Source organism: Gordonia sp. IEGM753 (genome assembly GCF_050321825.1).
Lineage (GTDB): Bacteria > Pseudomonadota > Gammaproteobacteria > Pseudomonadales > Pseudomonadaceae > Aquipseudomonas.
This window is the reverse complement of the sequence record NZ_JBNQGB010000006.1, coordinates 185766-205607: the sequence shown is the minus strand read 5'-3', so window position 1 is coordinate 205607 and position 19842 is coordinate 185766. Positions and strand designations below refer to the sequence as shown.

17 protein-coding genes are annotated in these 19842 nt (G+C 58.8%); 9 read left to right on the top strand and 8 right to left on the bottom strand.

The window, feature by feature from the left end; translation table 11 throughout:
• Nucleotides 1-147 precede the first annotated feature (147 nt).
• From ACQR3R_RS24910 to ACQR3R_RS24900, 3 genes are all read right to left on the bottom strand, one after another.
• On the bottom strand, nucleotides 148-2496 hold the full coding sequence (locus ACQR3R_RS24910; RefSeq protein ID WP_428276402.1) for an FdhF/YdeP family oxidoreductase: 2349 nt from the start codon (nucleotides 2494-2496) through the stop codon (nucleotides 148-150).
• Entirely contained in the window at nucleotides 2493-3332 is an 840-nt protein-coding gene (gene fdhD, locus ACQR3R_RS24905) for a formate dehydrogenase accessory sulfurtransferase FdhD (RefSeq protein ID WP_428276400.1), read from the bottom strand. The genes ACQR3R_RS24910 and fdhD overlap by 4 nt, the downstream gene beginning before the upstream one ends.
• 94 nt (nucleotides 3333-3426) lie before the next feature.
• On the bottom strand, nucleotides 3427-4314 hold the full coding sequence (locus tag ACQR3R_RS24900) for a LysR substrate-binding domain-containing protein (RefSeq protein ID WP_428276398.1): 888 nt from the start codon (nucleotides 4312-4314) through the stop codon (nucleotides 3427-3429).
• Nucleotides 4315-4450: 136 nt separating this feature from the next.
• On the opposite strand from ACQR3R_RS24900, the gene lysM reads away from it, so the two are divergent.
• Nucleotides 4451-4900 (top strand): peptidoglycan-binding protein LysM, encoded by a 450-nt coding sequence (lysM, locus tag ACQR3R_RS24895; protein WP_428276396.1) that lies wholly within the window; start codon nucleotides 4451-4453, stop codon nucleotides 4898-4900.
• A gap of 339 nt (nucleotides 4901-5239) precedes the next feature.
• On the opposite strand, the gene yrfG is transcribed toward lysM, so the two are convergent.
• A complete protein-coding gene (gene yrfG / locus ACQR3R_RS24890) occupies nucleotides 5240-5902 on the bottom strand; it encodes a GMP/IMP nucleotidase (protein ID WP_428276394.1) in 663 nt (220 codons plus the stop codon).
• Between the two features lie 89 nt (nucleotides 5903-5991).
• On the opposite strand from yrfG, the gene nudE reads away from it, so the two are divergent.
• Nucleotides 5992-6558, top strand: coding sequence for an ADP compounds hydrolase NudE (gene nudE / locus ACQR3R_RS24885; RefSeq protein WP_428276392.1), 567 nt, complete (start codon nucleotides 5992-5994; stop codon nucleotides 6556-6558).
• Nucleotides 6555-7382: a 3'(2'),5'-bisphosphate nucleotidase CysQ gene (gene cysQ, locus ACQR3R_RS24880; protein ID WP_428276390.1), complete on the top strand. Its 828-nt coding sequence runs from the start codon at nucleotides 6555-6557 to the stop codon at nucleotides 7380-7382. Before nudE ends, cysQ begins: the two co-directional genes overlap by 4 nt.
• Nucleotides 7383-7651: 269 nt before the next feature.
• Here the strand turns inward: cysQ and ACQR3R_RS24875 are convergent, their stop codons facing one another.
• The 4 genes from ACQR3R_RS24875 to rfbC are packed head-to-tail and all read right to left on the bottom strand — an operon-like array spanning nucleotide 7652 to nucleotide 11945.
• Entirely contained in the window at nucleotides 7652-8107 is a 456-nt protein-coding gene (locus ACQR3R_RS24875; RefSeq protein WP_428276388.1) for a YiiD C-terminal domain-containing protein, read from the bottom strand.
• A gap of 40 nt (nucleotides 8108-8147) precedes the next feature.
• Nucleotides 8148-9542, bottom strand: coding sequence for a sigma 54-interacting transcriptional regulator (locus ACQR3R_RS24870; protein ID WP_428276386.1), 1395 nt, complete (start codon nucleotides 9540-9542; stop codon nucleotides 8148-8150).
• The gene (locus ACQR3R_RS24865; protein ID WP_428276384.1) at nucleotides 9539-11347 is read right to left on the bottom strand and encodes an ATP-binding protein; all 1809 of its coding nucleotides are present in this window, start codon (nucleotides 11345-11347) and stop codon (nucleotides 9539-9541) included. The genes ACQR3R_RS24870 and ACQR3R_RS24865 overlap by 4 nt, the downstream gene beginning before the upstream one ends.
• A 52-nt stretch (nucleotides 11348-11399) precedes the next feature.
• Nucleotides 11400-11945 carry a dTDP-4-dehydrorhamnose 3,5-epimerase gene (gene rfbC, locus ACQR3R_RS24860; protein ID WP_428276382.1) on the bottom strand — a complete coding sequence of 182 codons (546 nt, stop codon included), beginning with the start codon at nucleotides 11943-11945 and terminating at the stop codon, nucleotides 11400-11402.
• 145 nt (nucleotides 11946-12090) lie between these two features.
• Between rfbC and ACQR3R_RS24855 the strand changes: the two genes are divergently transcribed.
• The 6 genes from ACQR3R_RS24855 to ACQR3R_RS24830 all read left to right on the top strand — a co-directional run bounded on the left by ACQR3R_RS24855 (nucleotide 12091) and on the right by ACQR3R_RS24830 (nucleotide 19667).
• On the top strand, nucleotides 12091-15003 hold the full coding sequence (locus ACQR3R_RS24855) for an aminotransferase (protein WP_428276380.1): 2913 nt from the start codon (nucleotides 12091-12093) through the stop codon (nucleotides 15001-15003).
• A 150-nt stretch (nucleotides 15004-15153) separates the two neighbouring features.
• Nucleotides 15154-16032 carry an N-carbamoylputrescine amidase gene (gene aguB, locus ACQR3R_RS24850; protein ID WP_428276378.1) on the top strand — a complete coding sequence of 293 codons (879 nt, stop codon included), beginning with the start codon at nucleotides 15154-15156 and terminating at the stop codon, nucleotides 16030-16032.
• A 1-nt stretch (nucleotide 16033) separates the two neighbouring features.
• A complete protein-coding gene (gene aguA, locus ACQR3R_RS24845) occupies nucleotides 16034-17140 on the top strand; it encodes an agmatine deiminase (protein WP_428276376.1) in 1107 nt (368 codons plus the stop codon).
• 245 nt (nucleotides 17141-17385) lie between these two features.
• Nucleotides 17386-17598, top strand: coding sequence for a hypothetical protein (locus ACQR3R_RS24840; RefSeq protein ID WP_428276374.1), 213 nt, complete (start codon nucleotides 17386-17388; stop codon nucleotides 17596-17598).
• Nucleotides 17599-17648: 50 nt separating this feature from the next.
• The gene (locus ACQR3R_RS24835) at nucleotides 17649-18110 is read left to right on the top strand and encodes a hypothetical protein (RefSeq protein WP_428276372.1); all 462 of its coding nucleotides are present in this window, start codon (nucleotides 17649-17651) and stop codon (nucleotides 18108-18110) included.
• A 273-nt stretch (nucleotides 18111-18383) separates the two neighbouring features.
• Nucleotides 18384-19667 (top strand): OprD family outer membrane porin, encoded by a 1284-nt coding sequence (locus ACQR3R_RS24830; protein WP_428276370.1) that lies wholly within the window; start codon nucleotides 18384-18386, stop codon nucleotides 19665-19667.
• The last annotated feature ends 175 nt before the right edge of the window (nucleotides 19668-19842 follow it).

Sequence of the window (19842 nt, the reverse complement as noted above, 5' to 3'; positions counted from 1 at the left end):
TTGATGCGCAAGATTTGTTGAATGATCTACCGCTATCGCGAGCAGGCTCGCTCCCACAGGGTTCTGTAGTGAACGCCAACCCTGTGTTCGACACCGATTCACTGTGGGAGCGAGCCTGCTCGCGATGGCGTCAGTTCAGGTGATGTATTAAGCCGACTTAGCCATGATCAGTCCGGTAGCGCTCGCCGTTTCCAAGCGGATCGCGACAAATTTCGAGGTTGGCGTATGGCTGCCATCCCCAGTGCTCTCCAGTGGCACCAGCGGGTTCACCTCGGGATAGTAAGCAGCCGCTTGCCCGGCAGGAATATCAAATGCCAGCAAGGTAAAGCCCTTCACCCGACGTTCACGGCCATCGTCCCAGATCGAAACGATGTCGGCTTTTTGGCCCGGTTTGAAACCCAGGCGAATAATGTCGGCTTCGTTCACAAACAACACATCCCGCTGACCTTTCACCCCGCGATAACGATCATCCAGACCATAAATCGTGGTGTTGTACTGATCGTGCGAGCGCAACGACTGCATGATCAAATCAGGCAACACGCCAGTGGCGCGAGTGCGTTCGTGCACCAAGTCCTTGGGCAGGACGTTCGGACGGAAATTGGCCCGGCCCGACGCGGTGTTCCACTTGCGAGCGCCGGCGCTGTTACCCAGATAGAAACCGCCCGGGTTTTTGACCTTCTCGTTGAAATCGCGAAAGCCCGGGATGGTGTCGGCGATCAGGTCGCGGATGCGATCGTAGTCGGCCACCAGCCAATTCCAGTCCACCGGTTTGCTGCCCAAGGTAGCGGCGGCTATGCCGGCGATGATCGCAGGCTCTGAACGCATCTGGTTCGACAGCGCCTGCAATTGTCCATTGGAGGCGTGGACCATGCTGAACGAGTCTTCAACCGTCACCGCTTGCGGCCCTTCAGCCTGGATATCAATGTCGGTCCGGCCCAGGCACGGCAAGATCAGCGCGTCTTTGCCATGCGCCAAGTGGCTGCGATTGAGTTTGGTGCTGATCTGCACGGTCAGGTCGCAGTTGCTCAAGGCCTGGAACGTGCGCGGGCTGTCTGGCGTTGCCTGGGCGAAGTTGCCGCCCAGCCCGATGAAAACTTTGGCCCGGCCTTCGGCCATGGCGTGAATCGCCTCGACCACGTTGTGCCCGTTCTCACGCGGTGCCTTGAACTGAAAGCGACGCTCCAGTGAATCGAGGAACGCTGCGGGTGGGCGCTCGTTGATGCCCATTGTGCGGTCGCCCTGCACATTACTGTGACCGCGCACCGGGCACAGACCTGCGCCCGGACGGCCAATATTGCCGCGCAGCAGCATCAGGTTGGCGATTTCCTGGATGGTCGCCACCGAATGGCGATGCTGGGTGATACCCATCGCCCAGCACATGATCACGTTTTTGCCTTTGAGGTACATGCGCGCGGCCCGCTCGACATCTACCAGCGTCAGGCCGGATTGTTCGACGATTTGTTCCCACGAAGTGTCGTCGACAACGCCCAGGTATTCCAGCACGTTGACGCTGTGTTCGTTGAGAAAGTCATGGTCGAAAACAGCGGGCTCACCGGCCTTCTGCGCATCGCGTTCCCACTGCAGCAGAAATTTTGCCATACCGCGCATGATCGCCATGTCGCCGCCCAATGCCGGACGGAAGTAGGCAGTGTTGGTCGGCTTGTCACCGTTGGTGAGCATTTCGATCGGGTGTTGCGGATGTTGGAAGCGCTCCAGGCCGCGCTCTTTCAGCGGGTTGATGCACACCACTTGCGCGCCACGTTTCACCGCTTCGCGCAGCGGTTCAAGCATCCGTGGATGGTTGGTGCCGGGGTTCTGGCCCCAGACAAAAATCGCATCCGCGTGTTCAAAATCGTCGAAAGTCACGGTGCCTTTACCGATGCCGACACTTTGCGATAACGCTACACCGCTGGCCTCGTGGCACATGTTCGAGCAGTCGGGAAAGTTGTTGGTGCCATAGGCGCGCACGAACAATTGATACAGGTACGCCGCTTCGTTGCTGGCGCGGCCAGAGGTGTAGAACTCGGCTTGATCAGGGCTCGACAAACCTTGCAGGTGCTTACCGATCAATGCGAATGCCGCTTCCCAACTGATAGGTTGGTAGCGATCGGTTTCGGCGTTGTAGCTCAGCGGCTCGGTCAGACGGCCCTGATATTCGAGCCAGTAATCACTTTGTTCCAGTAACGAGCTGACGCTGTGTTTGGCGAAGAACGCACCGTCTACACGGCGTTTGGTGGCTTCCCAGTTCACTGCCTTGGCGCCGTTCTCGCAGAACATCACCATGCCCTTTTCCGGCGAGTCACCCCATGCGCAACCCGGGCAATCGAAGCCGCCGTTCTGGTTGGTCTTGAGCATGATGCGCAGGTTTTTCAGCGCGTTATCGCTGGTCAACCAGGCTTGGGCAACGCTGATCAAGGCGCCCCAGCCACCGGCAGGGCCTTTGTAAGGCTTATATCGGGGAACGGGTTTCTGGTCGGCTTGGCGGTGTTGACTCACGCTTGATTCTCCAACGCTGGGCTGTAGACCCGCGGCGCATTCTTCTGGGGCAAATGGATGAGATTGAGGTTGTGCCGACGGGCCCATTGCACGGCAAGGACGGTGGGCGACGACAGGCTGACGAGGGTCTGGATGCCTGCGCGCAGCACTTTCTGGATCAGTTCAAGACTGCAGCGGCTGGTGACAATCGCCACGCCGCCAGAGGTCGGTATGTGCTGGCGAATCAATCCGCCAATCAGCTTGTCGAGCGCGTTGTGCCGGCCGATGTCTTCACGGCCCAGCAGCAACTCGCCCTGACCGTTCATGAACACTGCCGCGTGAACCGCGCCGCAATGTTGACCCAATGGCTGAAAGGCACCGATGCGTTGGCGCAAACCGTCAAGCCACTCGACCGGCGGCAACGGAGCACCGGGTAATACTTTGAGATCCGGCAAAGCCTGCTCCACCGCCTCTACGCCGCAGAGCCCGCAGCCACTGGTGCCAGCCAATTGCCGGCGTTGCTGCTTGAGGTTCCAGAAGGCGCGGTTGGCGATGGTCACCTGCGCATACCGCGCCGACCCCGACCCACTGAGTTGCAGGTCATAAATGTCGTTGGCGTCTTCGATGATGCCGCTGCCGAGGCTGAAACCGACGATAAAGTCTTCCAGGTCCGTCGGCGTCACCAACATCACGGCTTGGCTGATGCCGTTGTAGGCAATCGCCAACGCAACTTCCTCAGCCAGCGCGGTGCTGTCCGATTCGGTGTTATCAAAATTGCTAAAACTGTAAGTCTGACTGGCGGCAGGCGCGGGCGTTTCGAGGGCAGGCGCCGCGCCGGTTGGGCGCTTGGCGTTCATGGGGCATCACCGACGGTTTGATCAGCTCTAAGCCTAGGCGCGTCAACTTGTCGCGTCTAATCGCTATTACTGATCTACCGATAGATGGCGTCGATCAAGCCTTCATTGGTGATTGTTGATAAATCGCGAAACAGGCTTCAGCCAAGGCCGAGCGCGGGGCACTTCGACGCATGATCAACCCCAGTCGGGCAAGGGTTTGAGCGTTTTCGATGGGTTGCAGGCGCAGATGATCAGTGAGGTTTTCGAGGCCTCCATCGAGTGGCATCACGGCGCAGCACAAACCGCCATGTACTGCTTGTAACAGTTGATGCACGGCGTCGGTCTGTAACAACGGTTGTGGGCTCAGCCCGCGACTGTGGAAGTTATGATCGATGGACTGGCGAAAGTGCATGCCGTTGGTGAGCATGCCCAGCGGCAGCTCGATCAGCGACTCCCAGCTCAGCGGCGCTTCGCCAAAATTGAAAAACCGCTGGTCGTACAGCAGTCCCATTCGCGTTTCGCTGAAGGCCAGGGAGTCGAAGCGCTCACCGTCCAGGCGTTCAAGATACGAAACACCGAGATCGAGGCGGTTATTTGCCAGTTGTTCGAGGATTTGTTCAGAGCTCAACGCCGACAATTCAAAGCGCAGGTTCGGGTGCTCGGCATGCAAGCGTTGCATCAGCGGCAACGGGTCGAAACTCGACAACGGCACCACACCCAGTCGCAACGTACCGACCAGGTTGCCGCGACAGGCTGCGGCCTCGGCTTGTAGGCCGTCATAAGCCGCCAGCACCGTGCGGGCCCACGCCAGTACACGTTCCCCTGGTGCTGTGAAACCCTCGAAACGCTGACCGCGATTGACCAGCGGCAAATCGAGTTCTTCTTCAAGGCTGCGCAAGCGCATCGACAGTGTCGGTTGGGTGATGTGGCAGCGCGCGGCGGCTTGGCCGAAGTGCCGTGTTTCGTCGAGGGCGATGAGGAATTTGAGCTGCTTGATGTCCATCTTCGCTCCTGAGTGCGGTAAGGCAAGGATTCTAGCGTCTGGCGGGAAGCGGCGTCATTGGTCGGTTTGGATCCATAAGTGACACCCTTGGTCTAGGCTCCATGGTCTGGACACCTAAACCAATGGAGAGCACACGATGAGCCTTTTCAGTTTTTTAAAAGATGCCGGTGAAAAAATTCTTGATGCGCTGACCCCGGACAAGGCCGAAGCCAACAGCGAGGCGTTGACCAAGCACGTGCAGGATGCCCTGACGGGAATCGACACGTCCAAGGTTCAGGTGAAAGTCGAAGGCGACAAGGTTATTGCCAGTGGTGAAGCCGCGACCCAGGAAGAAAAAGAAAAAATTCTGCTGTCTCTGGGCAATGTGGCCGGTGTCAGCGGTGTCGAAGACCAGATCACCGTGACCGGCCCGGTAGTGGAGGCCGCTGAATTTGTGGTGGTTAAGGCAGGCGACACGCTTAGCGCTATTTCTCTGCGCGTTTATGGCAATGCCAATCAGTATCAAAAGATTTTCGAGGCGAACAAGCCAATGCTCAAGGATGTGAACAAGATTTACCCGGGGCAGTCGCTGCGCATTCCGAAGTAGGCTTGAGACCGCGCCGCGCTCATCGCTAGCAGGCTAGCTCCCACACTGGATTTGCATTTCATCCACCCGGTGTGGGAGCACAGTTTCCTGCACAGGATTTGCAGTCACCCCATCCGGTGTGGGAGCACAGTTTCCTGCACTGGATTTGCAGTCACCCCACCCGGTGTGGAAGTACAGTTCCTGCACCGGATTTGCATTTCATCCACCCGGTGTGGGAGCACAGTTTTCAGCGCCGGATTTGCATTCCATCCATCCTGTGGGAGCACGGTTCCCACATAGGATGGGTATCGCCCCGAACCCTGTGGGAGCTAGCCTGCTAGCGATTGATTCGGCAGGCACTCAGAGCCCTGCGATGAGTTCTCGATAATCCCCAACCGCCGCGAACTCACCCGTGTCTTTTGGCCCTTTGCGGCTATCGGGTTCACTGACCGCCAGCAAATGCGCCACGCCGAATGCCCGTGCACTGCGCAATATCGGCAAGGTGTCGTCGATAAACAGGCTGCGCGCCGGATCAAAACCGATATCTGCTTGCAACGAATCCCAGAACTGCGGATTTTCTTTGGGGAAACCGTAATCGTGCGAGCTGATCAAGCGTTCGAAATAGGGCGCCAGTTCGATGCGTTCCAGTTTCAATGACAGCGAGTCACGGTGCGCATTGGTGATCATCACCACGCGTTTGCCAGCCTGTTTGATGGCCGCCAGAAACGTATCGGCGTCCGGGCGCAAGGCAATCAGGTGCGCGGTTTCCAGTTTCAGTTCGCGCACGGGCAACTTCAGTTCACTGCTCCAGAAATCCAGGCAATACCACTGCAGTTGCCCGGCATTGCGTTCAAACAGCGGCTGCAATTCCATTTCGGCCATCGCCCGGCTAACCCCGTGTAATTCGGCGTATCGCTGCGGCAAGTGCTCCAGCCAGAAATGATTGTCGTAGTGCAGGTCCAGCAGCGTGCCGTCCATGTCCAGCAAAACGGTATCGATGTCATGCCACGGCAGCAGGGACATAAAAACTTCTCCAGCGGTAAAAGAGATATCCGGGGTAAATAATCAGGATAGGCCGGGTATAGTAACCCGCTATCGCCAAGGAGCCGCTCATGCGCCAAAAACCCACCGTCCTCGCCCGCGAGATCGTCGCCACCAGCCGTTTGTTTTGCGTTGAAGAGCTTCAACTGCGCTTTTCCAATGGCGTAGAGCGCACTTACGAGCGACTGGTCGGCAAAGGTGTCGGTTATGGTGCGGTCATGATTGTCGCGATGCTTGATTCAGAGCATGCGGTGCTGGTCGAAGAATATTGCGGCGGCACTGAAGAGTACGAACTGTCCTTGCCCAAAGGTTTGATCGAGCCGGGCGAAGATGTGCTGGCGGCGGCCGAACGTGAACTCAAGGAAGAGGCAGGTTATGGCGCTCGGCAACTTGTGCATTTGACAGAGTTGTCGTTATCACCGGGTTACATGAGCCAGAAAATCCAGGTGGTGCTGGCCACCGATTTGTACGAAGAAAGCCTTGAAGGTGACGAGCCTGAGCCGATGGGTGTAGAGAAGATCAACCTGCGTGAATTGTCTTCTCTGGCGCAGAACCCGAGATTCACCGAGGGCCGTGCCTTGGCGGCGCTGTATCTGGCTCGTGACCTGCTGACCCAACGCGGAGTGTTTTTGCCATGAATTTTCCACATCCGTTGATGGCGCCAGTGGTTGAACTGGCGTTGAAGGCGGGCGAAGTAATTTTGCCATTCTGGCGATCAGGTGTCGTCGTGACCGCAAAGGCTGACGATTCGCCGGTGACCGCGGCGGATCTGGCAGCGCATCATTTGATTCTGGCGGGGCTGACGGCACTGGACCCCAGCATCCCGGTGCTGTCCGAAGAAGACGCCAATATCGCTCAAAGTGTGCGCGCCGGATGGCAGCGTTGGTGGCTGGTCGACCCGTTGGACGGGACCAAGGAGTTCATCTCCGGCAGTGAGGAGTTCACCGTCAACATTGCGCTGATCGAACAGGGCCGCGTGGTGTTCGGTGTGGTATCGATGCCAACCAACGGACGTTTTTATGTCGGTGGTGCAGGTCTCGGCGCATGGCGTGGCGATACCGGTCAAGCGCCTTCGCCGATTCAGGTTCGAGAAGCTCCGGGGGCAGGCGAGGCATTTACCGTGGTCGCCAGCCGTCGGCACTCAAGCCCGGAGCAGGAGCGTTTGCTAGCGGGTTTGAGCGACAGTCTGGGTGAGTTGCAACTGGCTAACATCGGCAGTTCGCTGAAGTTTTGTTTGCTGGCCGAAGGGGCGGCAGATTGTTACCCGCGGCTGGCGCCAACTTCACAGTGGGATACGGCGGCGGCACAAGGCGTGCTGGAAGGTGCGGGCGGCGAGGTGCTGGACCTGAGCGGCGCGCCATTCAGTTACCCGGCGCGAGAATCGCTGCTTAACGCGTTCTTTTTGGCACTGCCGGCGAAGGCTGCATGGCGGGAGAAGCTGTTGGAACTGGCTCGGGCCTGAAAAATATCGCAGCCTCGCTTCGCTCCTGCAGGAGACTGGCTCGCCAGCGATGGCGATTGCGAAGACGCCATCGTCGGCAAGCCGAGCTCCTACAAATCCGGGCAGCTCGCCAGCGATGGGGATTGTGAAAACGTCATCGTCGGCGAGCCGAGCGCCTGCAAATCCGGGCAGTTCGCCAGCGATGGCGATGGCGATGGTGAAAACGCCATCGTCGGCAAGCCGAGCGCCAGTAAATCCGGGCAGTTGCCCAAATTACAAACGTGTTTGGCCTACCGATGCAGCACGTACTGCCCGGTAAATGTCACCGCATCCTCCTCACTGCCCGTATTCACAATCCGCGAACTCAATGTCAGCCGCGCTCGTCCGTAGCGCTGATACATCGCCAGAAACTTCTTCCAGACGGCCGCCGTGGGCGCCTCACAAATCGCGGTGGCGTCGGATGTCACGGGCAATGGGTAGTTGATCTGCCCTTCCTGAATCACGATGTGCCCGTCTTCAATGCCTTCTTCGCGCAAACGCAAATGCAGCCAGCCCCAACCCGCCAGCACGGCGCCGCAGTAAAGGCTGCCGCCGAACATCGTGCTCTTGTGGTTGACGTTAGCGTCCAGCGGCAAGTGCAGCCGCAGTTGCTGGTCATGCCAGTCCAGTACTTTGAGGCCCATGTCCCGCGTGAGCGGAATGTCGTGATGAAGGATTGATTCCAGGTAACGACTGTCGCGGTTCATTCATGGGCCTCAGGTCTGATGATGATGGTTTGACGGTAGCTCAATCGAGTTCATCGGCGTGGCTGCTGGCGCCGCCATCGGCGAAGTTCAGCCCGTGCTTGCGCAGTTTGTCGTGCAGTGTTTTACGCGGCACGCCCAGCGCTTCGGCGAGGCTGCGCATCGAACTGTGCGAGCGTGCCAGTTCAGCGGCAATCAGGTTCTTCTCGAAGTTTTCAACTTGCTCGCTGAGTCCGCCGTTAACCACCTCAATTGTTACGCCGCCAGCGACTTCAGGCGTGTTGTTATCCAGCGCCAGCTCCAGGCCCAGTGCAAAGCGTTCGGCGGCGTTTTGCAGTTCCCGCACGTTGCCCGGCCATGTGTGACGCAGCAGCAGCGCGCGCTGGCCCGGTTGCAGCTCATGAGGCGGCAAACCGTGACGTGTGCTGGCTTCATCGGCGAAATGCTGGAATAGCACCAGCGCATCCTCGCCGCGCTCGCGCAGCGGTGGAATGCGCAACGGCGCGACGTTGAGGCGGTAATACAGGTCCGCGCGGAAGCGACCTTGATCGGCGGATTGGCGCAGGTCTTCCTTGGTGGCGGCAATAATGCGGATGTCCAGCGCGATCAACTGATTCCCGCCCAGACGTTCCACCACACGTTCCTGCAGCAAACGCAGCAATTTCACCTGCACATCCAGGCTCATGCTTTCGATTTCATCAAGAAACAACGTGCCACCGTTGGCGAATTCGAACTTGCCGATACGGCGTTTTTGCGCGCCGGTAAAGGCGCCGGGTTCATGGCCGAAGAGTTCGCTTTCCACCACTGATTCGGCCAGCGCTCCGGCATTGATCGCCACAAATGGGCCGTTACGGCGGTTCGACAAATCGTGCAGCGCACGGGCGACGACTTCTTTGCCGGCACCGGTTTCGCCGAGAATCAGCACATCGGCTTTGGTGGCCGCCAACGCGCCGATTTGCTCGCGCAGGCGCAGCATCGGCGCCGATTGCCCGACCAGTCGGGTGCTCAATTCATTGCGGTCGCTGAGGGCCAGGCGCAGGCTGCGGTTGTCCAGCACCAAGCGGCGCAAGGCCAGCGCGCGGCGCACGCTGTCGAGCAAGGCATCGCTGGCGAATGGTTTTTCCAGAAAGTCATAAGCCCCGGCGCGCATGGCCTGCACCGCGAGCGGCACGTCGCCGTGACCCGTGATCAGCAGCACCGGCAGTTCCGGGTCTTGGGTGTGCAGTTCGCTCAGCAGCTCGAGGCCGTCCATGCCCGGCATACGGATGTCGCTGACGACCACGCCCGGCCAGTCGCGCTCCAGTTGCGCGGCTAGCCCCTGTGCTTGCGCGAGCGGCAGGACTTTCAGGCCGGCAAGGTCCAGCGTCTGGCTCAAGGCTTGGCGCAAATGGGGATCGTCGTCGATCAGCACGACCTGAATGCGGTTGTCGATGGTCATGCACTTCGGTCCTCGGACGGTTGCAGGCTTACGCCCGGTGCGCCTGCGCGCAGTTTCAGGGTGATCAGGGCGCCACCTTCCTTGTGGTTGGAGAACAACAGCTCACCACCGAAGGCGCGCATCAGTGTTTCGCAGATTGCCAGCCCCAAACCCAAGCCTTGGGTGCGGGTCTTGGTGGTGTAGAAAGGCTCGCTGGCGCGGCCCAGGGCTTCCATGCAAAACCCTGGGCCGTTGTCACGAATGCACAGATTGACGCCGTCGGCGGTGTTTTGGGCACTCAACCAGAGCTTGCGCGGTGGGCCTTTTTCCGTGAGTGCGTCCAGGGCATTGGCCAGCAAGTTGCCCAGCACCTGGCGCAGACGAGTTTCGCCGGCCTGCACCCACAGCGTAGCGGCCGGCAGATCGCGGATCAGCTCGACTTCCATGCTGCGTCGACGTTTGGCCAACAGCGCCAGCGCGTCGTCCAGTGCCGGTTGCAGGGCAACGCTTTCCGGGGCGTGGCGATCGCGGCGCGCAAAGGCCCGCAAGTGGGCAATGATCGACGCCATGCGCCCGGTCAGTTCACTGATCAGTTTGAGGTTGCCGCGGGCGTCGTCGGTGCGTTGATGGTCGAGCAGCACTTCGGCGTTTTCGGCGTAGGTGCGGATGGCCGCCAGCGGTTGATTCAGCTCGTGGCTGATGCTGGCCGACATGGTCCCGAGCGCGGACAATTTGCCAGCCTGCACCAGGTCATCCTGGGCGCGAACCAATTCCTGTTGTGCCTGCTCGCGCTCCAGCACTTCCTCTTTAAGGCGCCGGTTGAGGCCTTCCAGATCGCTGGTGCGCTCGGCAACCCTGCCTTCCAGTTCGCGCCGAGCCTTGGCTTCGAAGGCTATTCGTTCAAGGTAATGACGACGGCGTTGCATCATCAGGCCAAGCAACAACATCAATACCAGCAACGTCGCGCCACCGATGGCAACCACGGTGCGTACCGGGCGATCAATCAAGGTGCGCGGGGCCAGGATACTCACGGTCCAACCGGTTTCGGCGATCGGATAGGACTGGGTCAACCAGGCGTTGGGATTGAGTTTCAGCGGTTTCGGGTCGCGGGTCGGGTAAGGCTGAATCGCGGTAATTGCCTTGCGTTCTTCGTCGCTCAATTCGCGAGTGGAGCGGAATCGCCATTCAGGCCGCGAAGTCAGAATGACCACGCCGTTGTGGTCGGTCAGCAGCAGTTGCTCCGGGGTTTTTCCCCACAGGCTCTCGGTGTGGTCGAGGTCGACTTTGACCACCAGCACGCCGATCACTTTTTCGCCATCGCGTACTGCGGCGGCGAAGAAATAGCCGCGCTTGGCAGACGTCGTGCCCAAACCGAAAAAGCGCCCGAGCCGCCCGGCCATGGCTTCGCTGAAATAGGGGCGGAAGGAGAAATTGCGCCCGACAAAACTGTCGTGTTTGTCCCAGTTGGACGCCGCCAGGGTTTTGCCGGTGGGGTCCATCAGGTACATGACTTCGGCGCCGGTTTGCGTGCTGATGTTTTTCAGCAAACGGTTGGCGTTGCCTTGAGTGACGCCGTCGTCGGGTGCACCCAGCACGGCGCGTAACGCTGGCAGGTCGCCGAGGATCTGTGGCAACACTTCATAACGGTGCAGAGTGCCCAACAGGTTGGCGACGTAAAGGTCGAGCGTCTGACGATTCTGCCCGGCCAGTTCGCTGCGGTAATAGCGCTCGGCCAGATGCTGCAGCGGCCACAGCAACGGCGCCAGGCACAGCGCGAGCAATGCGAGGCTGCGCCAGCGAGGTCTGCGGGGAAGGGTCGGAGTCATAAGCATCGGGCGCCTGTGGGTACAGGCGCATTATGCCTAGCCTTGCAGTACTTCAGGAAAAGACGTCTGCATCCTTGAAGAACGCACCCGCCTGATCCTTGCCCGACAATTGCGGGGCTTCGTCCAGTTGCCAGTCGATGGCCAGGTCCGGGTCGTCCCAACGAATGCTGCGCTCGGCAGACGGGGTGTAATAGTCGGTGGTCTTGTAGAGGAACTCTGCGAACTCGCTCAGCACCACAAAACCGTGGGCAAAACCTTCCGGTACCCAGAGCTGACGATGATTTTCAGCCGACAAACGCACGGCAACCCATTTGCCGAAATGCGGCGAGCTGCGACGGATATCCACCGCCACGTCCAGCACTTCGCCGACCGTCACCCGAACCAGTTTGCCCTGGGTGTTTTCGAGTTGGTAATGCAGGCCACGCAATACACCTTTTTGCGAGCGCGAGTGGTTGTCTTGCACGAACTCGGTTTTCAGGCCTGTGGCGTCTGCGAAAGCCTTGGCATTGAAGCTTTCGTAAAAGAACCCACGCTCATCACCAAATACCTTGGGTTCGATGATCAGAACACCGGGCAGATCGGTGGTGATTACATTCATGGCGCATCTCCGGCAATAAGCGTTAGTGGCGCACATTCTTGCGCAAAGCGCCGGTTGGCGCGAGTGGTCTATGCCAGAAGGGGGCTTGCGTATCGTCCAAAGCAGTGGCGATATAAGCGCCTAATAAAATTTCAGGGGTTGTTGTATGCCGCTCGCCACGTTGATTCATCGCGCCAGTTTGCCCAGCCCGCAGGTGTCTGCGGAGCAAGCGCTAGAGCTGCTGAAGGAGCATTACGGGCTGAGCGCACGATTGCAGGCGCTCGGCAGCCAGCAGGACCTGAACTTTCGCGTCGACAGTGACCAAGGGCGTTTTGTCCTGAAAATCTGTCGTGGCGACTACTCGGCGCTGGAGTTGCACGCGCAGCACGCTGGCCTTGAACACCTTAAGGCGCACCCGCAGGTGAAGGTGCCGCGCGTGATCCCCGCCAACAATGGCGCGCAGTTGCTGACCCTGGAAGTCGACCGTCAGCCTGTGCATGTGCGATTGCTGGACTACATCGAAGGCCAGTCGCTGACGCACCTGAAGCATCTGCCGGGCTCGGTGGTGGCGGGTTTCGGTCGGCTGTGCGGTGAGATGGACCTGGCGCTGGCCGATTTCGACCACCCAGGCCTTGAACGCACGCTGCAATGGGATGCGCGCCACGCCAGCGCGTTGATCGCGCATTTATTGCCGGTGATCAAAGACGATCAGCAACGCCAGCAGATTACCGAAGCGGCGCAACGTGCAGAGCAGCATTTACTGCCGCGGGTGAATAACCTGCCGGTGCAAGCCATTCACATGGACATCACGGACGACAACGTGGTGTGGCAGCGTGATTCGCAACGCCAATGGCAGTTGCAGGGTGTGATCGACTTCGGCGACTTGATTCGTACATGGCGCATCACGGACCTGTCGGTGACCTGCGCCGCGCTGTTGCACCACGCCAGTGGCGATCCGTTTTATATCCTGCCGGCCATTCAGGCGTATCACGCCGTCAATCCGCTCACCCATGACGAGTTGCTGGCGCTGTGGCCGCTGATCGTTGCCCGCGCAGCGGTGCTGGTGCTGAGCGGGGAACAACAGGTCAGCATCGATCCCGGCAATCAATACAGCCGCGACAACCTCACGCACGAGTGGGAAATTTTTCGGGTGGCCACGGCGGTGCCGCTGGAACTGATGGAGGCTGCGATTCTGGCGGCTGTCGACCAACGCTTGCCGGCGATTGGCAGCGAAGGTTTCGCGCCGCTGCTGCCAGGCCTGGTTGGGCGAGAGTTTGCATTGATCGACCTCGGCGTGCTCAGCGCGCATTTCGAGGCGGGTAACTGGGAGCAGGAAGGCATCGATCAGCGACTGCTGACTGAAGCCGCTGAAGCGCATGGGTTGGCCGCCAGCCGTTATGGCCAATACCGTTTGTCTCGCACCCGGCCAGACAGCGCCGTAGAGCCCGACACTTGCCCGCTGCACGTCGAGTTGCGAGTGCCGCACGGCACCGAGGTGGAATCGCCGTTTGCCGGTATGGTTCATCAGCCAGAGGCGGGCGTATTGCAATTGGACGGTCCGCAATTGAGCCTGCGGTTGTGGGGTGTCACGCCGTCGCTGCACACGGGAGCCGCCTTGGTGAAAGGCCAGGTGTTGGGCGAGGTCAGTGGGCCGTTGCGAGTGCAGTTGTGCCGAGGCGCCGGGTTGAATGCCCCGTTGTTTTGCACACCTTCTCGTGCCGCAGCCTGGCAAATGTTGTGTCCCTCGCCGGCGGCATTGCTGGGACTGGCGTGCGACGCTGAAGCCGAACTCGATTCGCAGGCGTTGCTGGCACGGCGTGACGCCAGTTTTGCGCGGACTCAAAAACACTATTATGTGGACCCGCCGCGCATCGAGCGCGGCTGGCGCAATCACCTGATCGACATGCAGGGCCGTTCTTACCTCGACATGCTCAACAATGTCGCGGTGCTCGGTCACGGGCATCCGCGCATGGCCGCGGTTGCCAGCCGTCAGTGGTCACTGCTCAATACCAACTCGCGGTTCAACTACGCGGCGGTTGCCGAGTTCTCCGAGCGTTTGCTGAAGTTGTCGCCCGATTCCATGGACCGCGTGTTCCTGGTCAACAGCGGCAGTGAGGCCAACGATCTGGCTATCCGGCTGGCCTGGGCTTACAGCGGCGGTCGGGACATGCTCAGCGTGCTGGAGGCGTATCACGGCTGGACAGTCGGCGCAGACGCGGTCTCGACTTCGATTGCCGATAATCCAAAAGCGCTGAGCAGTCGACCGGACTGGGTGCACCCAGTGACGGCGCCGAATACCTACCGCGGCGAATTCCGTGGCGTGGGCAGTGCGCCGGATTACGTGCGCAGCGTGGAACACAACCTGGCGAAAATCGCCGAGCAAAAACGTCAGTTAGCCGGTTTCATCTGCGAGCCTGTTTATGGCAATGCGGGCGGAATTTCGCTGCCGCCGGGTTACCTGAAGCAGGTGTATGCACTGGTGCGTGCGCAGGGTGGCGTGTGCATCGCCGATGAAGTGCAAGTGGGCTACGGGCGCATGGGCAAGTACTTCTGGGGTTTCGAGGAGCAGGGCGTGGTGCCGGACATCATTGCCATGGCCAAAGGCATGGGCAACGGTCAGCCCTTGGGCGCCGTGATCACCCGCCGTGAAATCGCCGAAGCACTGGAGGCCGAGGGTTACTTCTTCTCGTCGGCCGGTGGCAGCCCGGTCAGTTGCCAGATCGGCATGGCGGTGCTGGATGTGATGGAGGAGGAAAAGCTCTGGGAAAACGCCGAAGTGGTGGGCGGGTATTTCAAGACGCGCCTTGAAGCGTTGATCGATATTCATCCGCTCGTAGGTGCGGTGCATGGCTCAGGGTTCTACCTGGGTGTAGAGCTGGTGCGCAATCGGGAAACGCTGGAGCCTGCCACCGAAGAAACCACGGCGCTGTGCGATCGCCTGCGGGAACTGGGGATTTTCATGCAGCCAACGGGCGATTATCTGAACGTGCTCAAAATCAAACCACCGATGGTGACTTCGCGACAAAGCGTGGATTTCTTCGTCGACATGTTGTCGAAAGTGCTCGCAGAAGGCTTGTAAGCGCATACCGCCGGACGACCATTAGTTCGATTCTTATCGGTATTTTATGGTCTATTTTAGATGGAAGGTATTTTTGTGGCTTCTAAAGCCGATATTTATCGGCTATAAAGTCGCCATTGCCTACCTATAAAAAGACACGGGAGATGATTCATGAGTCGTATGGTTACTGTCGCCGCCACCCAGATGGCCTGTTCCTGGGATCTTGAAGCCAATATCGAGACCGCTGAAAAACTGGTCCGTGAAGCTGCAGCCCAGGGTGCGCAAATCATCCTGATTCAGGAACTGTTCGAGGCGCCATACTTCTGTCAGAAGCCGAACCCGGATTACCTGCAACTGGCCACGTCAGTCGAAGATAACGTCGCCATCAAGCACTTCCAGAAAGTCGCGAAAGAACTGCAAGTGGTGCTGCCAATCAGCTTTTACGAGCTGGCGGGTCGTGCCCGTTTCAACAGTATTGCGATCATCGATGCCGACGGTGCCAACCTCGGGATTTATCGTAAAAGCCACATTCCGGATGGCCCTGGTTACCACGAAAAGTATTACTTCAACCCTGGCGATACCGGTTTCAAAGTGTGGAACACGCGCTATGCGAAAATCGGCGTGGGTATCTGCTGGGATCAGTGGTTCCCCGAGTGCGCCCGCAGCATGGCGTTGCTGGGTGCAGAAATTCTGTTCTACCCAACGGCGATTGGCAGCGAGCCTCACGACAAGACCATTTCGTCGCGTGACCACTGGCAGCGCGTGCAACAAGGGCACGCCGGCGCTAATTTGATGCCACTGATTGCCAGCAATCGCATTGGCAACGAAGAGCAGGACGGCTACGACATCACTTTTTACGGCTCTTCGTTTATTGCCAATCAGTTCGGCGAGAAGGTTCAAGAACTCAACGAAACTGAAGAAGGCGTATTGGTACAAAGCTTCGACCTCGACGCGCTGGAGCACATCCGCAGTGCGTGGGGCTCATTTCGAGATCGTCGCCCTAACCTGTATGGTGCGATCAAAACACTCGATGGTTCTCTGGAGTCCTGAAATGACCACTTTGCACAGCACGCCTCGCGCCGACGGCTTTTACATGCCAGCCGAGTGGGCGCCGCAAACCCAAACCTGGATGATCTGGCCTGAGCGCCCGGACAACTGGCGCCTTGGCGGCAAACCGGCGCAAGCCGCACACGTCGCGGTGGCCAAGGCTATTGCGCGGTTCGAACCGGTCACTGTGGCGGTGTCCGCCGGCCAGTATGAAAACGCTCGCGCTCGTCTTGATGTGCCCAATATTCGTGTGGTCGAGATGTCCAGCGACGATGCGTGGGTACGTGACACCGGCCCCACATTTGTCATCAATAACAGCGGCGAAGTGCGCGGCGTGAACTGGGACTTCAACTCGTGGGGCGGTTTTGATGGCGGTTTGTATTCGCCGTGGAACCGTGATTCCCAGGTGGGCGGCAAAATTCTGGAGATTGAACGCAGCCAACGCTATCGCACTGAAGGCTTTGTGCTTGAGGGCGGTTCGATTCACGTCGACGGCGAAGGCACCGTGATCACCACTGAAGAATGCCTGCTCAATCGCAACCGCAATCCGCACCTGGATCGCGCAGAGATCGAAGCTGTGCTGAGCGCCCATCTGGCTGTGGATAAAGTCATTTGGCTGCCGGACGGTTTGTTCAACGACGAAACCGATGGCCATGTGGATAACTTCTGCTGCTACGTGCGCCCGGGTGAAGTGCTGTTGGCCTGGACGGATGACCCGCAAGACCCGAACTACCCGCGTTGCCAGGCTGCCATGAAAGTGCTGGAAAGCAGCACCGACGCCAAGGGTCGCCCATTCACGGTGCACAAAATGCCGATTCCTGGGCCGCTGTATGCCACTGAAGAAGAGTGCGCAGGTGTCGATCCGGTTGATGGCACACAAGAGCGTAATCCGACAGTGCGTCTGGCCGGTTCCTACGTTAACTTTCTGATTGTTAACGGCGGGATTATCGCGCCGAGCTTCGATGATCCGCTGGATGGCCCGGCAAAAGAGATTTTGCAGGGACTGTTCCCGCAGCATGAGGTGGTGATGGTGCCAGGGCGTGAACTGTTACTGGGTGGCGGCAATATTCACTGCCTTACCCAACAGCAACCTGCACCGCACAACGATTGAGTGGGGTTGTAACAGCTTGAGTTAATTACAGAATCGTACGGCCATGGTTTTTTCCGGGCCGTTACGCAGGAGGCCCGCAGCCCATCAGGACTGCGGGCTTTTTTGTATCCACTCATCGATAGTCCAGAAACATTGGCACAGCTCTTGTATCTGTCCTGAGGTGGAACAGGGAGGGGAGGACTGTGATGTTCTGTCATAAACCTTGGATAAGTTAGCCGCTCACATACCGGGGAGAGAGCGCTGATATGAACGCCGAAGTGAACAGGGTGAGCGAGCGGGCATTGCATCCCCTGGCAGTCGAAAGCGAATCGCTCCAGATTCTTGCGCACTGGTTGAAGTCCAATGGAACGCGTTCGATCAGAGAACCTGATCCGCGCCGGATGATGATCGAGCGTTACCCTGCTGATTTATTCAGCGAGGCGGAACTGGATGCGTTGTGGGATGTGATGGCTGGATAAGAAGAATAAACGCATTGTAAAAAGCGCTGCCGGGATGGCGGCGCTTTTTTATGGGCGATGCAAAACCTGTAGGAAACCGGCTCGACGGTGATGCCGATCCTGTAGGAAACCGGCTCGCCGGTGATGGCGATTTCACGGACGCCATCGCTGGCAAGCCAGCCTCCTACAGATCGGTGGTGATGCCGGGATTGATGCCTCAACGCGATCCTGTAGGAAACCGGCTCGCCGGTGATGGCGATTTCACGGACGCCATCGCTGGCAAGCCAGCCTCCTACGGATCGGTGGTGATGCCGGGACTAATGCTTAAACGCGATCCTGTAGGAAACCGGCTTGCCGGTGATGGCGATTTCACGGCCGCCATCGCTGGCAAGCCAGCCTCCTACGGATCGGTGGTGATGCCGGGATTGATGCCTCAAAGCGATCCTGTAGGAAACCGGCTCGCCGGTGATGACGGTTTCACGGCCGCCATCGCTTTCCATTGCGCCATGAATGTTACGAAGTTTTTTGGATGATGCGACTCAGGACACCCATGAGAATGTCGCACGGTGTTTCTTAGACGATTTCCGCCTAATCTCAGACGATTCACGAAATTGACACATATGATGAGCGCGGCTACGATCCCGCCCAACGCCTGTGGCTAACCGCCACGACTCACAAAATAATAAGAGGCCCGCCGCGATTTTTCGTGGGCGGGCCTTTTTATTTTGCGGTGAAAAAAGAGCGCAATAGCGCCATTTCAGCGGTCCGGCACAGCGCGTTTCAACCGGTAATAAGGAAAAAAACACATGTTGAACAAGCGAATCAGCCTGATCGCTCTGGGGATGTTGAGTGCTACATCGGTAATGGCTAACGACCAGGCCGAGTCCAAGGGTTTTGTAGAAGACAGCAGCCTAAAAGTGCTGCTGCGCAATGCGTACATCAATCGTGACAAAAAAGACGGCAATGACGATCAGCGCGAATGGGGTCAGGCTGCCATCGGCACCTACACATCGGGCTTCACCCAAGGCACTGTCGGCGTGGGTGTTGACGCGTTCGGCCTGTATGGCTTGCGTCTGGACCGTGGCAGCCACAGCGGCGGCCAAGGCATCGACTTCTTCAAGGAAGGTGACAGCGGCAACCCGGCGGGCGACTTGGCGAAGGCCGGCGGCGCGGTTAAGTTCCGTGTCTCGAACACCGTCCTGACCTATGGCGACCAGATGCCGGCCTTGCCGGTGCTGAGCTACGACAACTCCCGCCTGCTGCCGGAAAGCTACACCGGCACCATGATCACCTCCAAGGAGATCAAGGGCCTGGAACTGACCGCCGCCCGTTTCACCGCCGAGTCGCGCAAGAGCGCCGAAGGCCGTGACAGCGGTGGTTTGAAGTCGATCAACGTGTTGGGCGGTGCGTATCAGTTCACCGAACAGTTCAAGGCTGCTGTTTACGCCTCCGACGTTGAAGACGTGTTGAAGAAGCAATACGTGAACGCCAACTACGTGATCCCGATCGACAAGGATCAGTCCCTGACCCTGGACTTCAACGGCTACCGTACCAAGCTGGATAATTCCTACGTCCGCGAAAACAATGTCACCGGCGACGACAACAAGATCTGGAGCCTGGCAGCCACTTTTGCCACCGGTCCACACTCGTTCACCATCGCTCATCAACGCAGCACCGGCGACAGCAACCTGGGCTACGCCTACGGCGGCTACCAGAAAGACCAAGGTCGCGTCGGCGACGGTGGCAACACCATCTATCTGGCGAATTCCTACTGGTCCGACTTCAACGCTGAAGACGAACGCAGCTGGCAACTGGGCTACGGCCTCGATTTCAGCGCTTTCGGCGTACCAGGCCTGAGCTACAACGTGGCTTACGTTCGCGGCGACAACATCACCACGTCCACCAGCGAAGGCGGGACCGAGCGCGAGATCTTCAACCAGATCAAGTACGTCGTCCAAAGCGGCCCGGCCAAAGACCTGAGCGTGAAACTGCGCAGCTCGATCCTGCGCGTCTCGCAGAAATCGAGTGAGTACAACTCCAGCGGCAACGAGCTGCGGGTGTTCGTCGATTACCCGATCAACATTTTCTGATGATCGGCTGAGTTCTTAAAACTCGAAAAACCCCGACTGGTTCGGGGTTTTTTTATGGGGGCTAGAAGCTTTAGCAGCCAAAAGGGGCGACGCTAGATCCGAAGGAGTTTGCGCGTTGGATGATCAAAACAAGCATCCTGAATGATTGGTTTGCGCAAAACAGAACGATCGCCTA